Origin of the sequence: Dactylosporangium sp. NPDC005572 (assembly GCF_040605515.1) — a bacterium.
Lineage (GTDB): Bacteria > Actinomycetota > Actinomycetes > Mycobacteriales > Micromonosporaceae > Dactylosporangium.
In genome coordinates this window covers 1-23,071 of sequence record NZ_JBEXCY010000130.1, presented here as the reverse complement: position 1 = coordinate 23,071, position 23,071 = coordinate 1, and the positions used below count along the sequence as shown (strand labels likewise).

24 protein-coding genes and 1 tRNA gene are annotated in these 23,071 nt (G+C 71.4%); 13 read left to right on the top strand and 12 right to left on the bottom strand.

Going from position 1 to position 23,071, the window contains the following annotated elements; all coding sequences use genetic code 11:
* Positions 1-168: 168 nt before the first annotated feature.
* The 4 genes from ABZS66_RS41125 to ABZS66_RS41110 form a co-directional block, all read right to left on the bottom strand.
* Positions 169-1,251 (bottom strand): M48 family metallopeptidase, encoded by a 1,083-nt coding sequence (locus ABZS66_RS41125; RefSeq protein WP_354767597.1) that lies wholly within the window; start codon positions 1,249-1,251, stop codon positions 169-171.
* 122 nt (positions 1,252-1,373) lie between these two features.
* Positions 1,374-2,189, bottom strand: a complete 816-nt coding sequence (locus tag ABZS66_RS41120; RefSeq protein WP_354767595.1) for a hypothetical protein — start codon at positions 2,187-2,189, stop codon at positions 1,374-1,376.
* Positions 2,186-3,724: a cobyric acid synthase gene (locus ABZS66_RS41115; RefSeq protein ID WP_354767593.1), complete on the bottom strand. Its 1,539-nt coding sequence runs from the start codon at positions 3,722-3,724 to the stop codon at positions 2,186-2,188. Before ABZS66_RS41115 ends, ABZS66_RS41120 begins: the two co-directional genes overlap by 4 nt.
* Positions 3,721-4,668 (bottom strand): cobalamin biosynthesis protein, encoded by a 948-nt coding sequence (locus tag ABZS66_RS41110; protein WP_354767591.1) that lies wholly within the window; start codon positions 4,666-4,668, stop codon positions 3,721-3,723. Before ABZS66_RS41110 ends, ABZS66_RS41115 begins: the two co-directional genes overlap by 4 nt.
* Positions 4,669-4,789: 121 nt before the next feature.
* Here ABZS66_RS41110 and ABZS66_RS41105 point away from each other — a divergent pair, with 121 nt between their 5' ends.
* Positions 4,790-5,368 (top strand): hypothetical protein, encoded by a 579-nt coding sequence (locus tag ABZS66_RS41105; protein WP_354767589.1) that lies wholly within the window; start codon positions 4,790-4,792, stop codon positions 5,366-5,368.
* A 434-nt stretch (positions 5,369-5,802) separates the two neighbouring features.
* On the opposite strand, the gene ABZS66_RS41100 is transcribed toward ABZS66_RS41105, so the two are convergent.
* Positions 5,803-6,072, bottom strand: a complete 270-nt coding sequence (locus ABZS66_RS41100) for a hypothetical protein (RefSeq protein WP_354767587.1) — start codon at positions 6,070-6,072, stop codon at positions 5,803-5,805.
* Positions 6,073-6,545: 473 nt separating this feature from the next.
* Between ABZS66_RS41100 and ABZS66_RS41095 the strand changes: the two genes are divergently transcribed.
* Both ABZS66_RS41095 and ABZS66_RS41090 read left to right on the top strand, forming a co-directional pair.
* The gene (locus ABZS66_RS41095) at positions 6,546-6,926 is read left to right on the top strand and encodes a hypothetical protein (protein ID WP_354767585.1); all 381 of its coding nucleotides are present in this window, start codon (positions 6,546-6,548) and stop codon (positions 6,924-6,926) included.
* Between the two features lie 33 nt (positions 6,927-6,959).
* A complete protein-coding gene (locus tag ABZS66_RS41090) occupies positions 6,960-7,271 on the top strand; it encodes a hypothetical protein (protein WP_354767583.1) in 312 nt (103 codons plus the stop codon).
* Between the two features lie 154 nt (positions 7,272-7,425).
* Here ABZS66_RS41090 and ABZS66_RS41085 read toward each other — a convergent pair.
* The 3 genes from ABZS66_RS41085 to ABZS66_RS41075 all read right to left on the bottom strand — a co-directional run bounded on the left by ABZS66_RS41085 (position 7,426) and on the right by ABZS66_RS41075 (position 9,779).
* Positions 7,426-7,501 (bottom strand) — tRNA-Arg (locus ABZS66_RS41085).
* Positions 7,502-7,630: 129 nt separating this feature from the next.
* Positions 7,631-8,644: a guanitoxin biosynthesis L-enduracididine beta-hydroxylase GntD gene (gntD, locus tag ABZS66_RS41080; RefSeq protein ID WP_354767581.1), complete on the bottom strand. Its 1,014-nt coding sequence runs from the start codon at positions 8,642-8,644 to the stop codon at positions 7,631-7,633.
* Positions 8,645-9,041: 397 nt separating this feature from the next.
* Positions 9,042-9,779, bottom strand: a complete 738-nt coding sequence (locus ABZS66_RS41075; protein WP_354767579.1) for a single-stranded DNA-binding protein — start codon at positions 9,777-9,779, stop codon at positions 9,042-9,044.
* A gap of 146 nt (positions 9,780-9,925) precedes the next feature.
* On the opposite strand from ABZS66_RS41075, the gene ABZS66_RS41070 reads away from it, so the two are divergent.
* The 5 genes from ABZS66_RS41070 (at position 9,926) to ABZS66_RS41050 (ending at position 15,208) form a co-directional block, all read left to right on the top strand.
* Positions 9,926-10,774 (top strand): hypothetical protein, encoded by an 849-nt coding sequence (locus tag ABZS66_RS41070; RefSeq protein ID WP_354767577.1) that lies wholly within the window; start codon positions 9,926-9,928, stop codon positions 10,772-10,774.
* A gap of 56 nt (positions 10,775-10,830) precedes the next feature.
* A complete protein-coding gene (locus ABZS66_RS41065) occupies positions 10,831-12,357 on the top strand; it encodes an alkaline phosphatase D family protein (RefSeq protein WP_354767575.1) in 1,527 nt (508 codons plus the stop codon).
* 9 nt (positions 12,358-12,366) lie between these two features.
* Positions 12,367-13,581, top strand: a complete 1,215-nt coding sequence (locus tag ABZS66_RS41060) for a hypothetical protein (RefSeq protein WP_354767573.1) — start codon at positions 12,367-12,369, stop codon at positions 13,579-13,581.
* Positions 13,582-13,929: 348 nt separating this feature from the next.
* Complete coding sequence (locus ABZS66_RS41055) at positions 13,930-14,610, top strand: DsbA family oxidoreductase (RefSeq protein WP_354767571.1); 681 nt, start codon at positions 13,930-13,932, stop codon at positions 14,608-14,610.
* A 121-nt stretch (positions 14,611-14,731) separates the two neighbouring features.
* Positions 14,732-15,208 (top strand): GNAT family N-acetyltransferase, encoded by a 477-nt coding sequence (locus ABZS66_RS41050; RefSeq protein ID WP_354767569.1) that lies wholly within the window; start codon positions 14,732-14,734, stop codon positions 15,206-15,208.
* A gap of 77 nt (positions 15,209-15,285) precedes the next feature.
* Here ABZS66_RS41050 and ABZS66_RS41045 read toward each other — a convergent pair whose 3' ends face one another.
* A complete protein-coding gene (locus tag ABZS66_RS41045; protein WP_354767568.1) occupies positions 15,286-15,813 on the bottom strand; it encodes a hypothetical protein in 528 nt (175 codons plus the stop codon).
* A gap of 664 nt (positions 15,814-16,477) precedes the next feature.
* Here ABZS66_RS41045 and ABZS66_RS41040 point away from each other — a divergent pair.
* The 3 genes from ABZS66_RS41040 to ABZS66_RS41030 are packed head-to-tail and all read left to right on the top strand — an operon-like array spanning position 16,478 to position 19,229.
* The gene (locus ABZS66_RS41040; protein WP_354767566.1) at positions 16,478-17,857 is read left to right on the top strand and encodes a ferric reductase-like transmembrane domain-containing protein; all 1,380 of its coding nucleotides are present in this window, start codon (positions 16,478-16,480) and stop codon (positions 17,855-17,857) included.
* Between the two features lie 14 nt (positions 17,858-17,871).
* Entirely contained in the window at positions 17,872-18,456 is a 585-nt protein-coding gene (locus tag ABZS66_RS41035; RefSeq protein WP_354767564.1) for an FMN-binding protein, read from the top strand.
* 35 nt (positions 18,457-18,491) lie between these two features.
* Positions 18,492-19,229, top strand: a complete 738-nt coding sequence (locus ABZS66_RS41030; protein ID WP_354767613.1) for an FAD:protein FMN transferase — start codon at positions 18,492-18,494, stop codon at positions 19,227-19,229.
* A gap of 241 nt (positions 19,230-19,470) precedes the next feature.
* Here ABZS66_RS41030 and ABZS66_RS41025 read toward each other — a convergent pair whose 3' ends face one another.
* Both ABZS66_RS41025 and ABZS66_RS41020 read right to left on the bottom strand, forming a co-directional pair.
* Positions 19,471-19,830 (bottom strand): DUF1801 domain-containing protein, encoded by a 360-nt coding sequence (locus tag ABZS66_RS41025; RefSeq protein ID WP_354767562.1) that lies wholly within the window; start codon positions 19,828-19,830, stop codon positions 19,471-19,473.
* A gap of 90 nt (positions 19,831-19,920) precedes the next feature.
* On the bottom strand, positions 19,921-20,415 hold the full coding sequence (locus ABZS66_RS41020; protein ID WP_354767560.1) for a GNAT family N-acetyltransferase: 495 nt from the start codon (positions 20,413-20,415) through the stop codon (positions 19,921-19,923).
* A gap of 30 nt (positions 20,416-20,445) precedes the next feature.
* Here ABZS66_RS41020 and ABZS66_RS41015 point away from each other — a divergent pair, with 30 nt between their 5' ends.
* The gene (locus tag ABZS66_RS41015) at positions 20,446-21,159 is read left to right on the top strand and encodes a M50 family metallopeptidase (RefSeq protein WP_354767559.1); all 714 of its coding nucleotides are present in this window, start codon (positions 20,446-20,448) and stop codon (positions 21,157-21,159) included.
* Here the strand turns inward: ABZS66_RS41015 and ABZS66_RS41010 are convergent.
* Complete coding sequence (locus ABZS66_RS41010) at positions 21,128-22,183, bottom strand: LLM class flavin-dependent oxidoreductase (RefSeq protein ID WP_354767557.1); 1,056 nt, start codon at positions 22,181-22,183, stop codon at positions 21,128-21,130. The two genes, ABZS66_RS41015 and ABZS66_RS41010, sit on opposite strands and share 32 nt — an antisense overlap.
* A gap of 100 nt (positions 22,184-22,283) precedes the next feature.
* Here ABZS66_RS41010 and ABZS66_RS41005 point away from each other — a divergent pair, with 100 nt between their 5' ends.
* Positions 22,284-22,931: a hypothetical protein gene (locus ABZS66_RS41005; RefSeq protein ID WP_354767555.1), complete on the top strand. Its 648-nt coding sequence runs from the start codon at positions 22,284-22,286 to the stop codon at positions 22,929-22,931.
* Positions 22,932-23,071: the final 140 nt, after the last annotated feature.

Sequence of the window (23,071 nt, the reverse complement as noted above, 5' to 3'; positions counted from 1 at the left end):
GGCCCGGCGTCACCTTTCGCGCTGAGCCACAGCCACAGCAGCACCCCCGCTCGCGCACCGACCCGACCCGGCCCGCGCACAGACCCCGCTCTCCCGCGGGCCCCCACGCCGCACTGCCCCCGCGCCGCCGCGGGCCCGCGCGAACGGGCCCGGCCTCGCGCTCCTCGGTCAGCCGGCCGGGCGGGCGTCGCTGCCGTCGGAGCCGTTGCCCTTCATCCAGCCCCGCATGCGGCCGGCGCTGGAGCCCACCCAGTCACCGACGTCGGAGGCGCCGTCACCCAGCTTGCGCAGGAGGGACACGAGCGGGTCCTGGGAGCGGTTGAACGCCTGGCGGTACGAGGCCGCCGCGGCCTTGATCTCCTCGCTCACCGAGGCGTCGCCGTCGCCGTCGCGGCGGGGGTAGTCGCCGGAGAGGATGCGCTGGTACTCCCCGCTGTCGATCCAGGCCCGCACCTCGGCGGCCCGGGCGACCGGCATCGGGTGCGAACGGGCGGTCACCATCCGGATCTTGATCAGGCTGTCGCGCAGGTCGCCGGCCCGGTCGAACTCGGCCGCCTGCTCCAGGAACGCCGTCGTGTCGACCTCCGACAGGTCACCGCCGCCGGCGAGCTTCATCGCGAGCCGCAGCGACGCGGCCGGGTCCTGGCAGGCGAGCAGCCCGGCCCGGTCGGCCGACAGCTCGGCCTTGCGCCACCACTCCATGAGCGCCGCGACGATCGCCCGCAGCACCATCGACCCGACGGGCAGCCACGAGAGCCGCACGGCCCAGTCGGTGAGGATCAGGACCATCGTCCGGTACACCGAGTGGCCGCTGACCAGGTGCCCGAGCTCATGCCCGAGCATGCAGCGCAGCTCCTCGTCGTCGAGCAGCTCGACAGCACCGCTGTTGACCACGATGAACGGCTTCGACATGCCGATGCACATGCCGTTGATCGCGCGGTCGGCCTGCACGTACAGCTCGGGCAGCTCGGCGATGTCCAGCGACGCGCCGGCCTCGGCGAGCAGCCGGTGGACCCGCGGATACTGCCGGTGGTCGACGCGGATCGCATTGCCCAGGAACTGCAGCCGCCAGGCCCGCTCGTTCCACAGCGCGTGCAGCGACTTGAGCACATCATCGAACCCGCGCAGCTCCCGCAGCGCCACCAGTGCCCCGCGGTCCGCCGGATGTTCCCAGGCCCGGGAGCTGATCCCGGTCAACACCACCCGCCGTCGTGCCGGAGGGTTCCCGCTCTGCGCGTCCTCGGTGCTCATCCGCCCCGCCTCCCCGTCTGCCGCTCACGCTTCCATGCGATCTTGGGCCGCCGAACCGCCACGAACCAGCACGTCAGTTCGCCGCGTCCCATCGGATCGTCTCCCAGTGTTACGCAGGCCGTCTACCCGCTCGCGACGATGATGTACTCAATTTGCGGATCGTGTTCGACGCGCGGCGCTCCGTCGACCCGCAGGTCGACCGCGCCGGCCGTCGGATCGCCGCCGAAATGCACGTCCTCGTCCGCCATCCACCGCTCCCATTGCGGCCGTAACGCCTCCCCGTCCCGCTCCAGCCCGCGCGCGAGCCGCAACGCCCGCGGCGCCTCGACGAACACCCCCAGGGTGAGGTCCGGCCGCATCGCCGCCGATGCGCTCCCAACTCCCTCGACCACCAGCGTCTGCGGAACCTCCAGCGCCGACCAGGCGTCTTCGAGCCGCTCGGCACTCCAGTCGTACCGCCGCAGCGCCCCCGCCCGCCCCGCGCGGAACGGCTCGAAGACCCACTCCCGCAGCCGCGGCTGCCAGGCCAGCAGCTTGGTCCAGCCATCGAGGAAGTCGTCGGTGTGCAGCTCCGCCACGGCGCTCCCCTCGGCCCGCAGCGCCCGCGCCAGCCGAGCCGCGAACGTGGTCTTGCCCGACCCGGCCCGCCCGTCCACGGCCACGAGCCGCACGCCCCCGAGCCGCGCCGGCCGCGCCAGAACCGTCCGCGCCAGCTCGTCGAACCGCCCCTTCCCCCCGCCACGGGCCGCGGCCCCGGGCGGACCCTCGGCCAGCTCGCCGTTCGCCGCAGCCAGGGACGGACGGCCGGCTGGCTCGCTGTCCACCGCGGGTCCGGATGGTCGCTCGGCCGGCTTACCGTTCACCGCAGGTCCGGGCAGACCCTCGGCCGGCTTGCCGTTCGCCGTGGCGTCGGGACGGTCGGCCGGTTCGGCGCTCATCGGAGCCCCGGAACGATCGTCGGGAGGCCGATCGGGGCGCCACCCTCGATCAGGCGCCACAGCGCGCTGGTGTCGAGGTGCTCCTCGACCAGGTCGCCCAGGATGTCGACGGTCCGCTCCCGCAGCGCCGCGAACGACGTGTCCGGCGCGACCGCGAACCCGTGCCGCCCCGCCAGCCGCGCCGCCTCGGTCAGGAACGCGCGACGGAACCCGTCCGTCTCGAATGCGCCGTGCCAGTGCGTCCCGAACACGTTGCCCACCACGGCCCCCTCGCCGCCGTCGCCCGCCAGCCGGATCATCGGCTCGGCGCCGGAGCGGGTGACCTTGCCGTGATGGATCTCGTACCCCCGGACCGCCACCTCGCCGAACGCCGTGCCCTCCGGCAGCGCCAGCGTCTTGCGCTCGGCGAACGCGATGTCCACCGGCAGCAGCCCCAGCCCCGGCACCTCCCCGCGCCGGCTCTCCACGTCGTCGTGGATGCGCTCCGCGAGCATCTGGAACCCGCCGCAGATCCCGAGCACCGGCTTCCCCGCCGCCGCGTGCGCCAGCACCGCGTCGGCCAGCCCGCGCTCGCGCAGCCACGCCAGGTCGTCCACTGTGGACTTGCTGCCCGGGATGACCACGAGGTCGACGTCGGCCAGGTCGGCCGGCTCGACGGTGAGCCGCACCTGGACCCCCGGCTCGCACGCGAGCGCCTCGGCGTCGGTCGCATTGGAGAGCCGTGGCAGCCGGACCACCGCGACCCGCAGCCACTGGCTGCCGCGCGCCGCCGCGGGGCGGCCGAGCACCCGCCCGTCGTACGCCAGCGAGTCCTCCGCGTCCAGCCACAGGTCGAACGACCAGGGCACGACGCCCAGCGTCGGCCGCCCGGTAAGGCTGGTCAGCGAGTCGACGCCCGGCCGCAGCAGCCCGGCGTCGCCCCGGAACTTGTTGATGACGAACCCCGCGATGTGCGCCTGGTCGTCCGCGTCGAGCAGGGCCAGCGTCCCGTACAGCGCGGCGAACACCCCGCCCCGGTCGATGTCCCCGACGACGATCACCGGCAGGTCGGCGGCCCGCGCCAGGCCCATGTTGGCCAGGTCGGTCGCCCGCAGGTTGATCTCCGCCGGGCTGCCCGCCCCCTCGCAGATCACCACGTCGTGCCGCCGCCGCAGCTCGTCGAGCGTCTCCAGCACCGTGGCCCGCAGGCGGTCCTTGATCTCCGCGTAATTTGCCGCGCCGATGTGCCCGACCGCCTGCCCGAGCACGATCACCTGGCTGGTCCGGTCGGAGCCCGGCTTGAGCAGCACCGGGTTGAACCGCACGCTCGGCGCCAGCCCGCACGCGACCGCCTGCAGCGCCTGCGCCCGCCCGATCTCACCGCCGGTGCCGTCGGGCTCGATCGCCACGGCCGAGTTGTTGGACATGTTCTGCGCCTTGAACGGCGCCACGTCGACCCCCTGCCGGCGCAGCCACCGGCAGATCCCCGCCGTGAGCATGCTCTTGCCGGCATCGGACGTCGTGCCGGCGACGAGAAGCCCGCCCTTGCCGCTCATCGCCCACGCCACCAGCGCGCCGCGGCGGCCAGCCCGACGGCGGCCGCACCGACGGTCACGGACAGCGCCGCGGCCCGCCGCACGTCCCGCGGGGTCGGCAGGCCGCCGTCGCCGAGCGTCGGCCGCTCCTCGACGCGGTTCCCGTACACATTCCGGCCGCCCAGCCGCACGCCCAGCGCCCCCGCCATCGAGGCCTCGCACTGCCCGGAGTTGGGGCTCGGGTGGCTCCCGCCGTCGCGCTGCCAGATCCGCAGTGCCCGGCCCGGGTCACCGCCGGCCACCGGCGCCGCCGCCACCGTCAGCGCCGCCGTCAACCGCGACGGTGCCAGGTTGGCGAGGTCGTCGAGGCGAGCCGACGCGGTGCCGAACCGGGCATAGCGCGACGAGCGGTGCCCGACCATGGCGTCCAGCGTGTTCACCGCCCGGTAGCCGACGATGCCCGGCAGCCCGGCGACGGCGCCCCAGAACAGCGGCCCGACAACGGCGTCGGAGGTGTTCTCCGCGACCGACTCGACCGTCGCCCGGGCCAACTGCGGCGCTTCGAGGGCGGACGGATCGCGCCCGCACAGGTTGGGCAACTGCTCCCGCGCGCCGGTCAGGTCGCCGCGCTCCAGCCGGTCGGCCATCACGCGCCCCTCCCGGGCGAGGCTCGTGCCGCCGAGCGCGGCCCAGGTCACGCCGGCCACGAGCACGGTGCGGGCCAGCGGTCTGCGCCTGGTCAGCCTGGCCGCGGCCGCGGCGGCGACGACGGGAACACCGACGGTCACCAGGGCGAAGCGGGCCCCCGCGACCCGGTCGTCCGCATAGGTGCGCCGCTCGACGAGCGACGCGAACCGACCGAAGCCCGCCACCGGATGCCACCGGCGCGGGTCACCGAACACGACGTCGAGCAGCGCGCCGAGCACCATGCCGACGGCGTCCGCTGCGAACCTGGGTTGAGCCATGCGGAGAACCTACCGAGGGGGTCTGACAAAACCGGAGGCGGTCCACGGTGACCCCAATAGCAATCAGATGGTGCGAAAACAAGAGCTTGTCTCACATCCGTCACCGTCTTATTTTGCTGTCGTGCAGCTCGTGCTCCTCCCCGTGCTCGTCCCGCTCCGCGATGTCCGGCGGGACGACGTGCACGCGCCCGTGCTCGACGACTTCATGGGCGGCCTCGGAGTGGGGTATAGCTACGGCCCGCCGTTCGGGCAGCGCCTCGTGACCTGGGCTGACCTGCAACGAATGGAAATGCCTCGACGGATGCTGCGCCGCCAGGCCGCGTACAACCTCGACGCCCGCCTCGACTCCGTCGCCGTCCACGGCCAGCCGCCGGCCCTCATCCTCAACTTCGACGGCATCGCGTCGACCCTCCTGCTCGCCGAGCCCCTGTGGGCCGGGCTCGAGCGCTCCGTGCCGGGCGAGCTCGTCGTCGGCGTACCGGCCCGCGACGTCGTCATCGTCACCGGTTCGCACTCCCCGCCCGGGCTGGCCAAGGTCCGCCGGGCCGTCGACCGGGTGTTCTTCGCCGGCGACCGCCACCTGCTCTCGCGCAAACTGCTGGTTCGCCGCCGCGGCATCTGGGAGCTTTTCGCAGATGTACGGCAGGCGCCGCCGATGCGGCAGGCCGACGTCGACGCGGCAATTCCCGGCTACGCCTGATCCCCTCGCGAAGACTCTCAGCCCTGCTCAGAGCCGGTTGCGGCGGGTCGTCCGCCGACCGGCGGTTGTCCACAAGCCGATGGTTATCCACAGATTCGGCAGTGGGGTCGAGCGGCGGTGGCCGGGTTGGGCGCAGGCTTCCTCTCGAACGGGAGGGAGACGGCGATGGCAGGCAACCAGTACCGGTCCGGATTAACCCGATGCAGGACGCGCGCCCCGCCCATCGCCGTCCCCGACGTCTGAGCACCGTCGCCTAGGCCGACGGAGGGGACGCCGGGGTGCCCACCGCCGCCGGCTCAGCTGCCCCGGCGCCGGCCCGGGCAACCCGGCCCGTTCCACAACCGAACGAAGGAGGCCATCAGGACAGCACTCATTCCCAACGTTGCTCCCACACAGCGTCGCCATGGTGCGGCCGGCCCTGGCGCGTTGTGGGGTTAGTCAGGCTCGTCCGCGGCGAGGTCGGCGGCGATGCGCTGGAGGACCTCGGCAGCCGGCGTCCCGGTGGCCCGGGTGTGCTCGATGAGGATGAGCGCGGCCAGGTTGGTCATGCCGGTGAACGCCCGCCCGATGTCGACGACGGCGTCGTCCTCACCGATCATCTGCTGGAGGTACTCGGACCGGGTCTCGCCGTCCAAGGGCGCCTGGAACAGCAGGGTCAGCATGCCGATGGCGTTGCGGGTGTCCTCGCGGCGGCGCCCGTTCATCGGCTCATCGCCGAGCGCCGCACCGGCTTCGTGGCCGCGGACGGCGACGCCGTCGCCGATGGCGCGGACGGCGGTGCCGGCATGGTCGTCGCGGACGGCGGCGCCGTCGTCGCCGCAGACGGCGGTGCCGGCGTTGACGGCGCGGGCGGCGGTGCTGTTGCCGGGGTGGCTTGCGTTGTCACTCCTGGACTCCTGCGATGTCGGGGGCTTGGAACGACCGGGACCTTGTCATCGACGTGGCGGGCGAGGTGCACGGTCATCATGCTGCCCCGGAGGCGCTCATCTGCCGGGTTTCCGGGACGGGCCAGCGGTCGGCCCAGCGGACCGGCCCGGGCCTTGTGGCGCGGCGGTCCGCGGCCGTGGCCGTATGTCCGGGCAGGCCGCAGCCTTGGCCTCGGCGCGCCAATTGCCGTCGGTGGCGTCGTTGCTCCATCGTTGGGTTGGACACTCGCCGATGCAGGAAGGACCTGTCGATGACGCTGCTCTCCGATCGACTCGCCGCCATCATGCGGGACAGCGCGTTCAGCAATGCGGATCACCGTCGCTTGGACGGCGCTGGTCAAGCCATCGTCGACCCGTCACGCCGCAACGCCTCGACGTGGAGTTGGACGGTGTCCGTCGACTCCGACTTCGTCGACATCACGGCGAACACGAAGCACGTGGTGGCGACCCGGGAGGCCGCCCTGGAGGACGCCAGGGAGCTCTTCGACCAATTGGCCCCGCTCGTCGGCACCCTGAGGCACAGCTCGCTGGGCGCCCAGAACGTGTTCGACAGAGTCAACGAAGCGATCGTGGGGTGGGTGGGCAGTGTCGCGATCAGTGCCAGATGGGCTCCCAGTGCGGCACGGAGGTAGACCGGCATGCTTGTCCGCATTCTGGTGAGCGTCATGTTCACCCTGCTGGAGGTGCCGGGCGTGACGCTCTTCGCCTATGCGGTCGTCGTGGTTGGCCGGCGCGGCGTGAGTACGCGGGGACAGCGGATCTGGGGCGGTCTCGGCCGGCTGTCCCGCACGCACTTCACTGCGTATTTCGCGGTGCTCGGGCTGGCATGGTCGCTGGCCGTGCACCAGTTCTGGTTCTCGCGGGGCGAGCGGCCGTTCCTCATCGCGGCGGCGGTGGCGGGTGCGGTCGCCCTCGTGCTGCTCATCGGTTGGTTGGTTGCGCTGTTCCGTAAGCCGACAGACCAGATCACCACATGATCTCCATCGCCTGCACCCGCGGCGCCCCGTCAAAACCAAGGTTGACAGGTCCCGCCCGCGATTGCGCCCTGAGTGGCGACCACTCACAGCGCTGTCGACGCGGGTAGCCTGCTGTGCCAAATGACCCAAGGATCTGAATATGCCCTGGTCAACGTGGTGCGCCCGGTAGGGATCGAACCTACGACCTTGGGATTAGAAGTCCCCTGCTCTATCCGCTGAGCTACGAGCGCATGTCGTCGCACAGGCTACCGCCTGCGCCGGCGGATTCGCTTGTGGGGAGCCATATCGACGTTCCCAGGACACCACGAGCGGCCGACGCACGGCAACTCCTATGTTCGACGCGCCCGTGGCGCGAACGGTCAGCCGATGCTGCGGCCGTTGACCTGGGACCGCATGTGGCGGGACTTGCGCAGGTCGCGCGTGAGGCTCAGGCGCTTCAGCCAGCGGTCGCGGCCGTCGTAGTCGGCCCGGAAGGGCTTGCGGCCGTGAACGGTTCTCCAGTTGTCCAGAAACAGGATCTCGCCGGGCTGGAGCGGGACGTCCTGGAGGTTCGCGTCGATCTCGCCGCACAGGCGCAGATAAGCCGCCGCGTACTCGTCCTGGTCGGGCTTGTCCATGTAGTACGGGTCGACGCGCAGATACGGGCTGTCCTCGGCGCCGAACATCAGGGCCACCGGCTCCGGGGCGGCGAGCATCTGGTCGATGCGCCCGTAGCTGTGGAGCCGGTCGGCCAGGCCCGGGACGTCCTCGCGGTGCTTGACGTGGGCGTCGTCCGGCCGGATCACGTAGCGCTTCTCGCGCAGCAGCGCCTGGTCCTCCGCGCTCAGCTTCAGGTCGGCGACCTGCGTGAGCGTCGTGGCCACGTGATCGTGGTTGCGCAGGCACATCAGGCCCACGTAGTCGGGGCGGAAGGGGTGGTAGGCCTCTTCCGTGTGCCATTCGAGGTTGCTGATCGAGCCCGTGCTCGTCTGGTCGAGCTCGTGACCGGGCTGCGGGGCGACGTGCTGCAGGAGGCGGCCCTGCTGGTACGTCTCCCAGCCGATCGGGTCGCCCAGGCAGGAGGCGAAGAGGAAGAAGGCGATGTCCTGGCGCAGGGTCGCCCGCTCGTCGTGCGGCTGACCGAACGGCGTCAGACCGATCTCCGTGTCGTCGACCGGCAATCCCTGGATCAGAATTGCGCCGTTGGTCTCCTCCATCTTGAAGTCGAGCAGCTCACCGCGAATGCGGGCGGGCAATTCGTGGGACGCGAGGGTGACGGCCCGGAGGAACGGCCCACTTTCGACGGTGTCGAACTCGCCGGCCAGCCGCTCGATCGTCGCGTTGATCGAGTCGAGCTCAACGGCATCGACACGTAGCGTGGCCGGTGCGACCATGCCGCCCTCCAGATCAGCAAGAACCCGATGGGCAGACGGGTCGTGGATTGTCGAGTCCATACAAGGGCCCCGCCTGCTCGCCGACGAGTCCGCCGCGGAGCCTATTGGCTGGCGCGAACGACAGTCAACGGGGCAACGAGCGGCGGTGCTCGACCGTTACGAATTGTAGAGCTGTGGGGCCAGCCCAGCGCATGAACCGCCCAAGTCATGCCACTGTTCGTTCTTCGTGTCGGATCTTGGACTGCCCTCAGGCAATGGATTGCGTCAATCTGGTCGGTTGCCCGTGACGACCGGACCGGCCGGCAAAAGCCGGCCCGGTCCACGAACACTTCCGCACACCGGGTCCGCCTACCCGGGACGGCGGATGCTATACCGGCGCGGCCGCACGAACCCGCGGTTACGCGGGAACCGCCACCCGCCGGGTACGCCGCCGCCGACCGGCCACCGGCTCCGGGACGTCGTCGTCATCCGACGAGTCGTCCGAAGCGTCGTCCGAAGCGTCGTCCGAAGCGTCGTCCGAGGAGTCCTCCGAGGGGTCCTCCGCGGAAGCCCCAGAAGCCGGGTCCAGCGATTCGGCCAGCTCCGCCAGCACCTCGTCCGCGAACGGATCGCGGACCGCCTCCTCGTCCACCAGGGTGACGTAGCCGCCGAGGTCGCCGTCGTACTCCCGGCGGCGCGGCAACTCGGTCACCTCCGGCGCCGGCTCGGTCGGCGCCTCGCCGATGCGCCTGTCGGCCTGCTCGTCGTCGATCGACGACGTCTGCGTGCTCGTCTTGATCCGCGCGAACTTCGAGCGACCGCGGGCCAGGTCGTGCCCGACCGAGAACGCGTCCAGCTCGTAGCTCACCCGTTTGACGTGATCGTCGCCCTCCCAGTCGCGGCTGTAGAGCCGGCCGGTCACGATCACCGGGTCGCCCACGTTCACGCTGCGGGCGACGTTGTCGGCCAGCTGGCGCCAGCAGTTCACGCGCACCCGCAGGCTGTCCCCGTCGACCCAGCGCTCGCCGGCCCGGTCGAACTTCCGCGAGTGGGCCGCCACCTTGAAATGCGTGACGAGCGCCTGGCTGTCCACCAGCCGCCGGGCGTCCGGCGGGTTGAGCACGTTGCCGACGATGGTCACCGTCGTGTCGAACATCGGGAGTCTCCCTCCAGTAGGTGGTTCGGCCCGCAGCTTGCGCCACGACCCGGCCACCCCGCTGGGATCTTGGGCCGAATCTGTGGATAACCGAGCACTTGTGGACAGTCCTGCCGAGGCCGGCGGAAGCGGGTACCGTGCCGCGCATGGACAAGGACCCATCGAGCAATCTCGTCGCGTTCCGGCTGGCCGGCGTCGAGCGGCCGGCGATCGGTCAGGGGCGGACCCGCGACGACGACGCCGTCCGGCAGGCCTGGCACGAGGTGCAGCGGGCGCACCGCGCGACCGGTGCGCAGGTCGTCGAGCTCTACAGCGAGTGGGAGCCGTCGCCGGCGGACCTCGCGTTCATCGAGCACGAGTTCCCGGAGGCCCGGCTCACGTACTCGTTCGAGCGGCCGAGCGACGGCGACTGGGACGCCGCCTTCGCCGAGGCGTACCAGGCCATGGCGAAGGCCGAGTTCGAGCAGAAGGTGCGCCACGCCGAGGAGAGCGGCGAGCTGCTGCCGGTGCTGTGGAGCGTCCGGCCGCAGAGCGGCCCGCTGCTGCAGGCGCTGCCGTTCCACGAGGTGGTGCCCGGTGGGCTGGCCGTGGCGCTGGCCATGGTCGCGACCACCGAGCGGGGCACGGTCGGCGTGAGCCACTTCATGGACCGCTCCACGTTCGCCGACCGGCTCGGCGAGGCGTTCGGCAACCTCACCCGGGGCCTGCGCGTGGACGCCCTCGACAACGGGGTGCTGTCGTTACGCCGGGAGGGCTACTTCGTCTCCTCGGCGGTCGCGCTGCCCGACTTCCCGCAGCGCATGACGCAGCTGCTGGAGACCGAACGGATCGTGGTCGCGATCCCCGACCCGGACCACCTGCTCGTCGCGGCGGCCAACAGCCGGCCCGCGGCCGAGTTCGGCCGGATCGTGCGGGAGTCCCAGCACAGCGGCACCGAGCTCGCGCCGACGCTGCTGGAGGGTGACGCGGCCACTTTGATCCAAACATATCCGTAGTTATCTATACAGCGAGCGGACACGCTGTGTTCACGGGGGAACTCGATGGTGTCGCCATGAAAGCCAAGCCCGGGCTCAGCCGCCGCACGTTCGTCCTCGGTGGGCTCGCCACCACCGGCGTCGTCCTCGCGGCCGCCAAGAGTGCGCAGGCCGCCGTCCCCTACCCGTTCCAGCTCGGCGTCGCCTCCGGCGACCCGGACGCCAGCAGCGTCGTGCTCTGGACCCGCCTCGCCCCGTCGCCCCTCAACGCCGACGGGCAGGGCGGGATGGCCAACGCCGACGTGGCCGTCGACTGGCAGGTCTCGACCACCGACACGTTCGCGTCGCTCGTCGCCTCCGGCACGGTGACCGCCCGCTACCCCGAGGCCCACTCGGTGCACGTCGTGGCGGGCGGGCTCAACCCCGACGCCGAGTACTACTACCGCTTCCGCGCCCAGGGGCACATCTCGCCCGTCGGCCGCACCCGGACCGCGCCCGCCGTCACGACCGTCGGCCGCGACTTCACGATGCTGTTCGCCTCGTGCGCGCACTTCGAGTCGGGCTACTACACCGCCTACCGGCGCATGGCCGACGACCGTCCCGACCTGATCCTGCACCTGGGCGACTACATCTACGAGGGCGGGGCGGGCTCCTCCGGCGTGCGGCAGCACCTCGGCGCCGAGATCGTCTCGCTGGCCGACTACCGCCGGCGTTACGCGCAGTACAAGAGCGATCCGGATCTTCAGGCGGCTCACGCCGTCGCGCCCTGGCTCGTCGTGCCGGACGACCACGAGGTCGAGAACAACTACGCCAACATGGTGCGCGCCGACAGCAGCCCGGCGCTGACCGCCGCGCAGTGGACCGCCCGGCGCACCGCCGCCTACCAGGCGTACTACGAGAACATGCCGCTGCGGCCGGCCAACAAGAACAGCGGGAACTCGATCCAGCTGTACCGCCGGGTCCGCTGGGGTCAGCTGGCCACCTTCCACATGCTCGACACCCGCCAGTTCCGCAACGACCAGGCGTGCGGCGACGGCTGGAAGGTGTGCGCCGACGCCGACCTGGCCAGCCGCAGCCTGCCCGGCACCGCGCAGGAGAGCTGGCTGCTCGACGGCCTGGGCCAGCACCTCGGCAAGTGGGACGTGATCGGCCAGCAGGTGTTCTTCGCCAAGCAGTTCGACGCGAGCGGCGCGTCGAACATGGACGCCTGGGACGGCTACCGGGCCTCCCGGTCGCGCATCCTCCAGGGCTTCTCGGACCGCGCCGTGCGCAACCCGCTCGTCCTCACCGGCGACGTGCACGCGAGCTGGGGGAACAACGTCATGAACGACGCCGGGACGGCCGCCGTCGCCACCGAGCTCGTCTGCACCTCGATCACCTCGGGCGGCAACGGCTCGGCCACCACGACGATCCCCAACGGCGCCACCAACCCGCACCTCAAGTTCTACTCGAACCGCCGCGGCTACGTCCGGACCCGGATCACCCAGGCCCAGGTCACCGCCGACTTCCGCGGCCTGACCTCGGTGACCGAGCACGGCGCCGCCGCCAGCACGCTCAAGTCGTTCGCGATCCTCGACGGCCGTCCCGGCCTCCAGGCCCTGTAAGGGAGCACGATGGCCGCCATCACCACCGCCGCCGTCGCCGCGGCGCTCGCCGCCGCGTCGATGACGTGGACCACCGCGAACAGCGTCGCGACCGGCGACCAGGACGTGCCGAGCATCGCCACCAACCGCAACGGCCAGGTCGCCGTCGCTTGGGAGGACGACCGCGACAGCACCGACGCCGCCAACAACAACCACTCCGACGTCTGGGTGCGGCTGTTCACCAACGGCACCGCGAAGTACGAGCTGAAGCTGTCGGCGGGCGGCACCAGCGGTACCAACTGGAAGCACATCAGCCCGGACGTCGGCCTCGACGACAAGGGCAACGCCGTCGTGGTCTGGGCCGAGGACGCGGACGGCAACGGGGTGTTCAACATCCAGTACCGCGTCGTCTCCCCCGCCGGCTCCGTGCTCGCGTCCGGCCGCGCCAACGCCGACACCGCCGGCGACCAGATCCAGCCGAAGGTCGCCGTCGACCCGGACGGCGCGCCGACGACCGCGGCCCCGGCGTTCACGGTCGTCTGGGAGGACGTCCAGGGCACGACGTACACGGTCAAGGCCGCCGGCTACACCGCGGCCGCCACGAAGGCCTACGAGGTCTTCGCCAGCCAGACCACCGGCCAGCACCACCGGCCGGACGTGGCGGTCTCGGCGTCCGGCGACGCGCTGGTCGTCTGGGACGAGGACGGCGACGGCAACGGGTTCTACAACGTCGGGCTGGTCGGCCTGGCCAAGGCCAACGGCGCGGTGACGCTGTCCCGGCGGACCGCGAACAGCCTGGCCGACGGCCAGCAGCGCCACCCGGCGATCGCGGCGAACTTCAACGGCGACTTCGCGGTCGCGTACGAGTCCGACCACACCGGCACCGCCGGCGTGTGGACGCGGTCGTTCGGCACCGGGGCGGTCGCCCGCGGGGCCGAGGTGCTCGTCGCGAACGGTGCCGCCAACCCGGTCATCGGCATCGACGGCCAGACGAGCACGGTCGTCGGCTGGTCGGTCGGCGGCGCCAACCCGGACGTGTGGGTCGGCGGGTTCAATGCCGACGGCACGACCGCCGGCCGCCTCGCGGCGCAGCCGCTGAGCCAGACGGCGACCGGCCGCCAGGAGCAGATCGGCGTCGCGGTGTCGAACTGGGGCGAGCTGAGCGTCGCCTACACCGACGACAACGACGGCAACACGTTCGACCAGGTCATCCTGGGCACCGGCGGGGTCAACTCGGACTGGTGAGCGACAGGGCGGCGCCCACGGTCTCGCGCACGCACGCGCGCAGCCAACCGTGGGCGCCGTCCGCGTCGAAGGCGGCTGTGCCAGGCCTGCGCCAGCTCGATCGGCGGCATCGTGGGCAACCTCGTCGCCGTCGCGGTCCTGCGCTCGGCCGACTGGCCCTGGTTCTTCGGGGTCTTCACGCCGGCAGCGGTGCTTCTGTCATTCTTTGCGGCTTTTCTGGTACCGGCGGTGCCGCGTGCTGGCCGGCATCCTCGTAGTGCTGGGAGTGGCCGTCGTCGCACTGTGGCCCGTTGATCCGCAGCCCGCTCCGGAGGCTATTGTTGAAGCATCAACGAGTAAGGAGCGCCCATGATCCAGGTCGAGGTGTGGTCGGACATCGTCTGCCCCTGGTGCTACATCGGCAAGCGTCGCCTGGAGCGGGCCCTGGCCACGTTCGACGGCGAGGTCTCGATCGAGTGGCGCAGCTTCCAGCTCGACCCGTCGACGCCGAGCGGCGACCCGCGGACCGTGGCCGAGTCGCTGGCCGCGCGCAAGGGGCTGTCGCAGGCGCAGGTCCGGGGGATGTTCGCCCACGTGACGGGCATCGCCGCGGAGGAGGGCCTGCAGTACGACTTTGATCGCGCCCGCACCGTCAACACGCTCGACGCCCACCGGCTGCTGCACTTCGCCAAGGCGGGCGGCAAGCAGGGCGAGCTCAAGGAGCGGCTGATGCGGGCGTACTTCACCGAGGGCACCGACGTGGGCGACCACGCCGTGCTGGCCGGCCTGGCCGGCGAGGTCGGCCTGGACGAGGTGGCCGCGAAGCAGGCGCTCGCCGACGGCTCGTTCGCCGACGGGGTGGAGGAGGACATCGCGACCGCCCGGGCGTACGGGATCAGCGGCGTGCCGTTCTTCGTCTTCGAGGGCCGGCTCGGCGTCTCCGGCGCGCAGCCTGTGGAGATCTTCCAGCAGGCGCTGCGCCAGTCGTCGCTCACCGTGCTCGGCTCGCCGGACGCCGAGGCCTGCACCGACGACTCCTGCGCGATCTGACGCACGTGCATCTGCGGATGCGGAATGTCAAGAGGCAGGAATCGTGTGCACGTGAGCCATGAACTTGAATGACTACTTCCCGGCAGGCACAGATCGGGCGGCCGGTTCTACTCTGCAATCTATGAGCGCAGACGTGCTGCACAGCTACCGGATGCAGGTCGCCCGTGGGGTCCGGCGGCTGGCCGTCGACGACACCGAGCAGGTGGCCGATCTGCTGGAGCAGCTCGGCTACCCGCAGGGCGAGACCAACGTCGCGGAGCGGTTGCAGCGCTGGGTCGAGCACCCCGACGGGGCCTCGTTCGTGTGGGACGAGCGGGGCCGCCTGCTGGGCGTGATCGCGGCACACATCATCCCGTCGTTCGAGAAGGACGGCGCCTGGCTGCGGATCGTGGCGCTGGCCGTGTCCGAGTCGGCCCGTGGGCGGGGCATCGGCACGAGCCTCGTGGCCGCCGCGGAGACGTTCGGCCTGATGCGCGGGTGCTCGTCGGTCGAGGTGACCAGCATGCGTACGCGCGAGGGGGCGCACGCCTTCTACCGGGCGCTGGGGTACCACGACCGCTCGGACGCGGCCGGCCGCTTCCTGCGCCAGCTCCCGTAGCCAACCCTCTCCGGCTGGGCGCTTGATCCGGCCTTGCCGGTGCTGCCCGAATTGCGACTTCGTGCAGTGGCAGCGAACTACTGCTTCGCCAGCCGGGTGCCCAGCGTCATCGCCACCTTCACCAGACCGTCCTCGGCGCCCGCCGGGAGGTCGCCGCCCGACAGGTTGGCCACCGACAGCACGACGATGAGGTTGCTGACCCGCATCGTGATGATCTGCGGCGCCCCGATGGCGTTGGTGCGCTGCCGGATCGCCTGCTCCCCGACGCCCTTGAGCCGCTCGGTGTCGCTGCCGCCGACCGCGTCGATGAAGCGCTCCGCGAGCTTCGGGCCGCCGACGTTGCCCCGCTTCGTCACGACCGTGAAGCCGACGTTGATCTGCGTCTGGCCGTCCGTGGCGGTGCAGTTGTCGCCGTCGGCGGCGATCTGCGGGTTGGCCAGCACCGGCGCGACGGTGGCCGCGTCGACGACGCCGCAGCCCGGGGCGGTGCCGAAGCGACCCTCGTCGGTGAAGGCGCCGATGGAGTACGCGACGCCGAGCACCGTGACCGCCGCAGCCACGAGCAACGCCGCGGTGACCAGGACAATCCGCCGGCTCCGCTGCATCGCGACAGTCTAGGACCGCTGCGGACAAAAAGTGTCGGACCCACGTGCGACCATGACTCCCACAGAAAACCTTTGAGTACACCGCGCCCGCAAAGCCCGCGGAGCAAGGACCACCTTGAGCGCGCGTGCAGCGGCGCAAGGGGATGTGGGGGTAGTGCGAGAGGCTCCGTGGAGGCGAACACCCAGCTCGTAGCGTGAGCACCCACGCAAGTGCGTCGCGCAGCGGCGCATGGGGGGTGTGGGGTGGGAACCCCCCACGAGACCGCGGGCGAAGCCCGGGGAGCTAGAAACAGCTTGTGTACAGCGGGAAGCGGAACACCCGCTCGGAGACCAACCACCCACTTCGGTGCGTCGCGCAGCGGCGCATGGGGGGTGTGGGGTGGGAACCCCCCACAAAACCGCGGGCGAAGCCCGTGGAGCTAGGAACAGCTTGTGTGCAGCGGGAGGCGGAACACCTGCTCGGAGACCAACCACCCACTTCGGTGCGTCGCGCAGCGGCGCATGGGGGGTGTGGGGTGGGAACCCCCCACAAAACCGCGGGCGAAGCCCGGGGAGCTAGAAACTGTGCGCAAGTTGAAATCCCGCTTTAGCCCATGGCTGCTGAGCTGCGGGCCTTGATATCCAGATGGCAGTGGAACCACATGCACAGCACGAGACAGCGACCATGACCGTCCCACGGCAACGCCCCGCCGGCCAACTCGCCGCCCCGGCCGCGCGCCCGGTGGAGCACAACAGCGCCGGACGGTTCATGTTGCGCACCCTCTTCTGGGGCGGCCTCGGCCTCGCGGTACTGCCCTGGTGGCTCAACACGGAGACCGGCTCGCTCAACACGTCCGCCGAGCTGTTCCAGTCGGCGGGCCGGGTGACCGGCCTCGTCGCGGGCTACCTGCTGCTCGTGCAGATCGTGCTGATGAGCCGGGTCGGCTTCCTGGAGCGCTGGATCGGCGCCCGCCACCTCGGGCTGTGGCACCGTGAGCTCGGCGGGTCGGTGCTGATCACGATCCTGTCGCACGCGGCGCTGATCACCGTCGGCTATGCGTACGCGGACCGGGTCGGGTTCGTCAGCGAGCTGGGGACGATCCTGACCGAGTACGAGGACATGGTCACCGCGTTCCTCGCGACCGGCATGCTCGTGTGCATCGGATTGCTGAGCATCCGCGGGCTGCGCCGGGCCCTGCCGTACGAGCTGTGGTACTTCCTGCACCTGACCGCGTATTTGGCGCTGCTGCTCGGCTTCGCGCACCAGTTCTCCAACGGGCAGGAGCTGTTCCGGCCGGGCCTGGGCCGCACGACCTGGATCGCGTTCTACGTGGTGATTGCCGCCGCCGTGGTGTGGGGCCGGATCCTGGCGCCGCTCGGGCTCAACCTGCGTCACCGGCTGCAGGTCGCCGACGTCGTGACCGAAGGCCCGGACATGGTCTCGATCTACATCACCGGCCACCGCTTACATGATCTCGACGCCGAGGCGGGGCAGTTCTTCCGCTGGCGGTTCCTCGCCCGGGGCTACTGGTGGCAGGCCCACCCGTTCTCGCTCTCGGCCGCGCCCAACGGCCGCTGGCTGCGGCTCACCGTGAAGACGGTCGGCAGCCACACCCACAGCCTGCGCAACCTGCGGCCGGGCGTGCGGATCTTCGTCGAGGGCCCGTGGGGCGACTTCACGGCGAGCCGGCGGGTGCGGCAGCGGGCGCTGCTCATCGCGGCCGGCAGCGGCATCGCGCCGATCCGGGCGTTGCTGGAGGAGCTGCCGCCGGGGGCCGTCGTGGTGTACCGCGCGAGCGCCGTCCACGACCTGCACCTGCGGCACGAGCTGGAGCAGGTCGCCCAGCTGCGGCACGCCCAGCTGTGGTTCGTCGTCGGCGACCGGCGCGCCCCCGGCCCGCGCCGGCTGTTCACGCCCGCCGGCATGCGCGAGCTCGTGCCCGACATCGCCGACCGGGACGTGTACCTCTGCGGCCCCGACGGGCTCGTCGAGCAGTCCCTGCAGGTGCTGCGCCGCCTGCGGGTGCCGCGCCGGCAGGTTCACCTGGACCCCTTCGAGTTCTGAGAGTTGGTACTGCGGTGCGACGCGCGATGATCGCCCTGATGGGCACGGCGGCGGGCACGATCCTGCTCGTCGGCGCCAAGGCGGGCTTCAGCAGCCCGTCCGACCAGGCGATGCAGCCCGCCGCGGGCGAGCCGAAGCCTGGCGCGGTGCCGAGTGGCTCCGTCGCCGCTCCACCGCAGCCGGGGGCGTCCACGGCGCCAGGCAGCGCCGTCCCCGGTACGGCCGCGACCACCACGGCGGCGGCGCCCGGCAAGACGACGGCGCCCGGCCAGCCCCAGCCGACGACCGCCGCGCCCAAGCCGCCGCGCACGACGATGAAGGACGGCACCTTCAAGGGCAACGCGGTCTACGTCGACTACGGCAACGTCGAGCTGTCGATCGTCGTCTCCGGCGGCAAGATCACCGACGTCAAGGTCCTCGACTCGCCGAGCGACCACTCGCGATCGGTCCAGATCAACAACTCGGCGCTGCCGAAGCTGAAGGCCGAGGCGCTGGCCGCGCAGAGCGCCGACATCGACTCGGTCTCCGGCGCCACGTACACCAGCTCCGGCTACAAGCTGTCGCTCCAGTCCGCGATCGACCGGGCCTACCAGGCGTAGCCATGGCGCACAGCCTCGTCCGCGTGGAGCACGTCATGGGCATGGCCGTCAGCCTCGACCTGGCCGACGACCTGCCGGTGCCGGAGCTGGAGCGGCTCGCCGACGGCGTGTTCGACTGGCTGCGGGTGGTGGACACGATCTTCAGCACGTACAAGCCGGAGAGCGAGATCAGCCGCCTCGGCCGCGGCGAGCTGCGGCGCGCCGACTGCTCCCCGGTCGTGGGCGAGGTACTGGACCGCTGCGCCGAGCTCTGGCGGGAGACTGACGGCTACTTCGACATCAACGCGGGCGGCCGGCTCGACCCGTCGGGCTACGTGAAGGGCTGGGCCGTCCAGCGCGCCTGCGACCGCCTGCTCGCCGAGGGCTCCGCCAACCACTGCCTCAACGCGGGCGGCGACATCTTCGTCCGCGGCGCCCCGGGGGGCCGCTCCCGCTGGCGGGTCGGCATCCGCCACCCGTGGGAGGCGATGTCGGTGGCGTGGGTGCTGGAGGTGACGAACACGGCGGTGGCCACCTCGGGCACGTACGAGCGCGGCAACCACGTCCTCAACCCCTTCACCGGCGCCCCGGCCACGGCGCTGCGCTCGGTGACGGTCGTGGGCCCGGAGCTGGGCACGGCCGACGCCTACGCCACGGCCGCGCTGGCGATGGGCATGCGCGGCCTGGACTGGCTGGCCACGCTGCCGGGCCACGAGTGCGCGGTGGTGACGGAGGAGGGCCAGGCGATGCGCTCGCCCAACCTCCCGGTGGCGCCCAGCGCCCACCTGACCTGACGCGGAGGGCGTGCCGGGTGCGGCGCGACTGCGACACACGCTCGTCGCCGGGCGGGTCACGGCGACGACCGGGGCGGGTGGCTTCGCGCCGGAGACCTACGGGGAACGGTGGGAGCGGATCTTGGGCGAGGTGCCGCGGGTGCGCGTCGGCCGACCGCGGCGCTGTCGGGGGCCGCTGCGGCGGCGGCCGGATCAGCTCGCCTTCCTGCAAAGCGCGCTGGGAACCTTCCTGCAAGGCGTGCTAGGAGACGGCCAGGTCGAGATACTCCACCAGGTGCTCGTGCGTCGGGGCGCTCGCGTCCGGGGTGAAGCGCAGGTAGCGCAGGCGTTTGCCGGTGCCCTGCAGTAATCCGTGCGCGTCGGGCAGGTCGGCACCGTGCTCGAAGCCGACGGACACGGAGTCAGTGCCGGGGAAGACGGCGGCGATGTATCCCCGCTCGGGATGGTGGAAGCCCAGCCCGTGCCAGCCGCGATAGACGCGCTCGGTCAGCTCCGGGCGGGCCGTGAGGATGACGTCACGCAGGTGGCGGGTCAGGGCGCTGATGTCGGCACAGTGATCCTCGAGGAGTTCGTCGAAGCCCGGCGGCGCAGCGGCAATCATGCCGACACCTCACCACACAGGTACGACAATTTCGGAACGCATTTCCTACCAGGCGAACTCCCCCCACGGACCCACGCCCGGGCAGCACCGTTACAGGTACCGATGCATGATATGGAAGTCGACCAGGCCGTGCTTCGTGCTCTGGAAGCCGTCGGGGATGGTGCCGACGATGATGAAGCCCAATGAGCGCCACAGCCGCACGGCGACCGTGTTGGTCGAGACCACGGCGTTGAACTGCATCGCCGTGAAGCCGAGCTGACGCGCGCGGTCCAGGCAGTGCTCGCCGAGCGTGCGGCCGAGGCCCCGCCCACGCGCCCGCGACGACACCATGAAACTCGCGTTGGCGACGTGTGCGCCGAGCTTTCCCTTGTTGGGCCCGACCTTGTACGTGCCGAGGACGTCACCGTCCTCGACGGCCACCCAGACCTCGAACCCGAGAAGGCCGGTCCAGTGTGCACGTGCATCGCTCTCGGACGATGCGGGGTCATTGTCGTAGCTCTCCCCCGCCACGACGACCTCGTGCCACACCTCCCAGAGGCCCGGCCAGTCGGTGTCCGCAAAGCGCCTGATCTCCACGCTGTTCATTCAACACGTCAGGTGGCAGGCTCTGCATTCGTGTTCGACGTGTTGAACGACGCATTCGGCCGGCAGCCCTCCCCCAGCCGCGAGGTGGTGCTCGCGACTGCTGCGGTCGCGCTGCTCGCGGTGCTGTTCGGCCCGGTCTGGAAGGTCCTGCGCAACTTCGTGACCATCGCACACGAGGGCGGCCACGCGCTGGCCGCAGTGCTGAGCGGCCGTCGGCTCTCCGGCATCCGGCTGCACTCCGACACGTCCGGACTGACCCTGTCCCGCGGGAAGCCGACCGGCCTCGGCATGGTGGCGACCGGCCTGGCCGGCTACATCACGCCGTCCCTGCTGGGGCTCGCCGCGGCGGCGATCCTCGGCGTCGGCCGGTTGACGATCCTTCTCTGGATTTTACTGGTACTCCTGGCGCTCATGCTGATCATGATCCGCAACGTCTACGGCGTGGTCTCCATCGTCGTGGCGGGCGCGATCGTGTTCGTCGTGTCGTGGTACGCCTCGGATCAGATCCAGGGTGCGTTCGCCTACGCCTTCGCGTGGTTCATGCTGCTCGGCGGCGTGCGCGCGGTCTTCGAGCTGCAGCAGTCGCGGTTCCGCCGCCAGGCGCCGAACTCGGACGCGGACCAGATCGCCCGCCTGACCCGCGTCCCGGCGATCATCTACGTGGTGTTCTTCGTGCTGGTCGCCCTCGGATCGCTCGCGTTCGGCGTGCGGCTCATGCTGGGACCGGTGCAGGACTTGCTGTGAGCGCCTGACCGACCCGCTCGGCCTCCTCCAGGTGCGGCCAGCCGGAGAGGATGAACTCGTCGACCCCCACGGCCTCGTACTCGGCCAGCCGCGCCCGGATCTCGGCCGGGCTGCCGACCAGTGCGGTGCCCGCGCCCTCGCGCACCAGCCCGATGCCGGCCCACAGGTTCGGCCCGATGACGAGGTCTCGCTGATTGAGCGCGGTCATCCGCGCCTGCCCCACGGAGTCCATCCGCTGGAACCGCTGCTGAGCGGCCGCGACCCGGTCGGGATCCATGCCCTTGAGCAGCCGGTCGGCCTCCGCCCACGCCTGGTCGGCGTCGTCCCGCACGATCACGTGAATCCGCAGGCCGTAGCGCAGGCTCGGGTTCTTGGCGCGCATGCGTTCGATGCGCTCCTTGATGGCCTCCACCGGCTCGCCCCACAGGAGGTACACGTCGGCGTGCCGGGCGGCGACGTCCTCGGCTGCCGGTGACGCGCCGCCGAAGTAGACGGCCGGCACGTGCTCGAGCGGCTTCGCGAGCCCGCCTCCCTCGACGCGGTAGTACTCGCCCGCGAAGTCGAACCGCTCGCCCGCCCACGTCTTTCGCAGGATCTGCAGATACTCGTCGGTCCGGGCGTAGCGCCCGCCGTGGTCGGTGAAGTCGCCGTACGCGCGCTGCTCCACCGGGTCGCCGCCGGTGACGACGTTGAGGGCGAGCCGGTTGCCGGAGATCCACTGGAACGCCTCGGCCTGCTGGGCGAGCAGCGTCGGCAGCGTGAACCCGGCCCGGAACGCGACCAGCAGCTGGAGCGTGGTGGTGTGCTGGGCGATCGCGGTACACATGACCAGAGGGTCCAGGCAACCGGCGCCGACCGGCGTGAGGGCGGCCGTGAAGCCGGCCCGCTCCGCGGCCCGCGCGACCTCCGACAGATAGCCGACAGTCGGCGGCCGCTCGTGCCGGGCGGCCCCGGCGGTGACGGTCGCCGCGCCGACCTGGGCACCGTCGCCGGTCGTCGGCAGGAACCAGTGGTACTTCGTCATGAAGCACACCTTACCTACCTCCTTGATGGGTGGGAATCATGGCGCGGTTCGATTAGAATGTATGTACGAAAGTTGCTCTTGACCTGGGAGGAGAGCGCCCGTGACCGCCCCCGTCACCACCACCGAATCCGGTTCCGTTCCTTACGCGACGCTGCTGGGTTTCACCCGTTACGTCGGCCGCACCGGTCCGCGCAAGGCGAGCTTCGTCGGCGGCCTGCGCCGCCAGCGCGAGTCCGGCTCCGGCTTCAACCCGCACGGGCAGCTCGTCAAGGCCCTGAAGGCCGACATCCAGTTCCGCACCGGCGGCACGTATCTCAACGCCGTCGTCGACCAGGTCAACGCCCGCTGGAAGCCGCTCTACGAGTCGGTCGTCCCGGGCGCCCTGCGCTACCTGGAGACCCTGGAGACCCCGGTCGAGGTCACCCAAGCCCGCGACACCCTGACCATGCTCGGCAACCTGCCGGTGAAGATCAACCCGCACTTCGGCCTGCGCTACTCGGACGGCCGCGGCGAGGCGGTCCGCCTGCACTTCGACGAGGACCCGCCGCAGGACGAGGCGGCCGTCGCGACCCTGCACCTGATGGCCCGCCACATGGACCTGATCCTGCCCAACGCGACCCCGGCCCTGGTCGACCTCCGCCGCGGCGAGACCCTGCGCCCGGACCCGTCGGACAAGCCGGAGGAGATCGAGCGCTGGCTGGCGGGCGAGGCGGCCGCGTTCTCCGCCATGTGGGCCACCACGGCATAACTCCCCCACCACGGAAGCGGGCTCGACGCCTCCCCCCGGCCGCCGAGCCCGCTTCCGCACGCCCACCTTTGCCCGAGTCACACCCGCCCGCGCCCGCCCGCCCGCGCCCGCCCGCCCGCGCCCGCCCGCCCGCGCCCGCC

Coding starts and splice junctions, on each gene's coding strand:
- ABZS66_RS41010 (WP_354767557.1), bottom strand. CDS start 22,183: ATGACGAAGTACCACTGGTTCCTGCCGACGACCGGCGACGGTGCCCAG.
- ABZS66_RS41065 (WP_354767575.1), top strand. CDS start 10,831: ATGAAAGCCAAGCCCGGGCTCAGCCGCCGCACGTTCGTCCTCGGTGGG.
- ABZS66_RS41110 (WP_354767591.1), bottom strand. CDS start 4,668: ATGGCTCAACCCAGGTTCGCAGCGGACGCCGTCGGCATGGTGCTCGGC.
- ABZS66_RS41050 (WP_354767569.1), top strand. CDS start 14,732: ATGAGCGCAGACGTGCTGCACAGCTACCGGATGCAGGTCGCCCGTGGG.
- ABZS66_RS41055 (WP_354767571.1), top strand. CDS start 13,930: ATGATCCAGGTCGAGGTGTGGTCGGACATCGTCTGCCCCTGGTGCTAC.
- ABZS66_RS41045 (WP_354767568.1), bottom strand. CDS start 15,813: ATGCAGCGGAGCCGGCGGATTGTCCTGGTCACCGCGGCGTTGCTCGTG.
- ABZS66_RS41095 (WP_354767585.1), top strand. CDS start 6,546: ATGACGCTGCTCTCCGATCGACTCGCCGCCATCATGCGGGACAGCGCG.
- ABZS66_RS41120 (WP_354767595.1), bottom strand. CDS start 2,189: ATGAGCGCCGAACCGGCCGACCGTCCCGACGCCACGGCGAACGGCAAG.
- ABZS66_RS41125 (WP_354767597.1), bottom strand. CDS start 1,251: ATGAGCACCGAGGACGCGCAGAGCGGGAACCCTCCGGCACGACGGCGG.
- gntD (WP_354767581.1), bottom strand. CDS start 8,644: ATGGTCGCACCGGCCACGCTACGTGTCGATGCCGTTGAGCTCGACTCG.
- ABZS66_RS41070 (WP_354767577.1), top strand. CDS start 9,926: ATGGACAAGGACCCATCGAGCAATCTCGTCGCGTTCCGGCTGGCCGGC.
- ABZS66_RS41075 (WP_354767579.1), bottom strand. CDS start 9,779: ATGTTCGACACGACGGTGACCATCGTCGGCAACGTGCTCAACCCGCCG.
- ABZS66_RS41090 (WP_354767583.1), top strand. CDS start 6,960: ATGTTCACCCTGCTGGAGGTGCCGGGCGTGACGCTCTTCGCCTATGCG.
- ABZS66_RS41025 (WP_354767562.1), bottom strand. CDS start 19,830: ATGATTGCCGCTGCGCCGCCGGGCTTCGACGAACTCCTCGAGGATCAC.
- ABZS66_RS41060 (WP_354767573.1), top strand. CDS start 12,367: ATGGCCGCCATCACCACCGCCGCCGTCGCCGCGGCGCTCGCCGCCGCG.
- ABZS66_RS41115 (WP_354767593.1), bottom strand. CDS start 3,724: ATGAGCGGCAAGGGCGGGCTTCTCGTCGCCGGCACGACGTCCGATGCC.
- ABZS66_RS41030 (WP_354767613.1), top strand. CDS start 18,492: ATGGGCATGGCCGTCAGCCTCGACCTGGCCGACGACCTGCCGGTGCCG.
- ABZS66_RS41100 (WP_354767587.1), bottom strand. CDS start 6,072: ATGAACGGGCGCCGCCGCGAGGACACCCGCAACGCCATCGGCATGCTG.
- ABZS66_RS41040 (WP_354767566.1), top strand. CDS start 16,478: ATGACCGTCCCACGGCAACGCCCCGCCGGCCAACTCGCCGCCCCGGCC.
- ABZS66_RS41020 (WP_354767560.1), bottom strand. CDS start 20,415: ATGAACAGCGTGGAGATCAGGCGCTTTGCGGACACCGACTGGCCGGGC.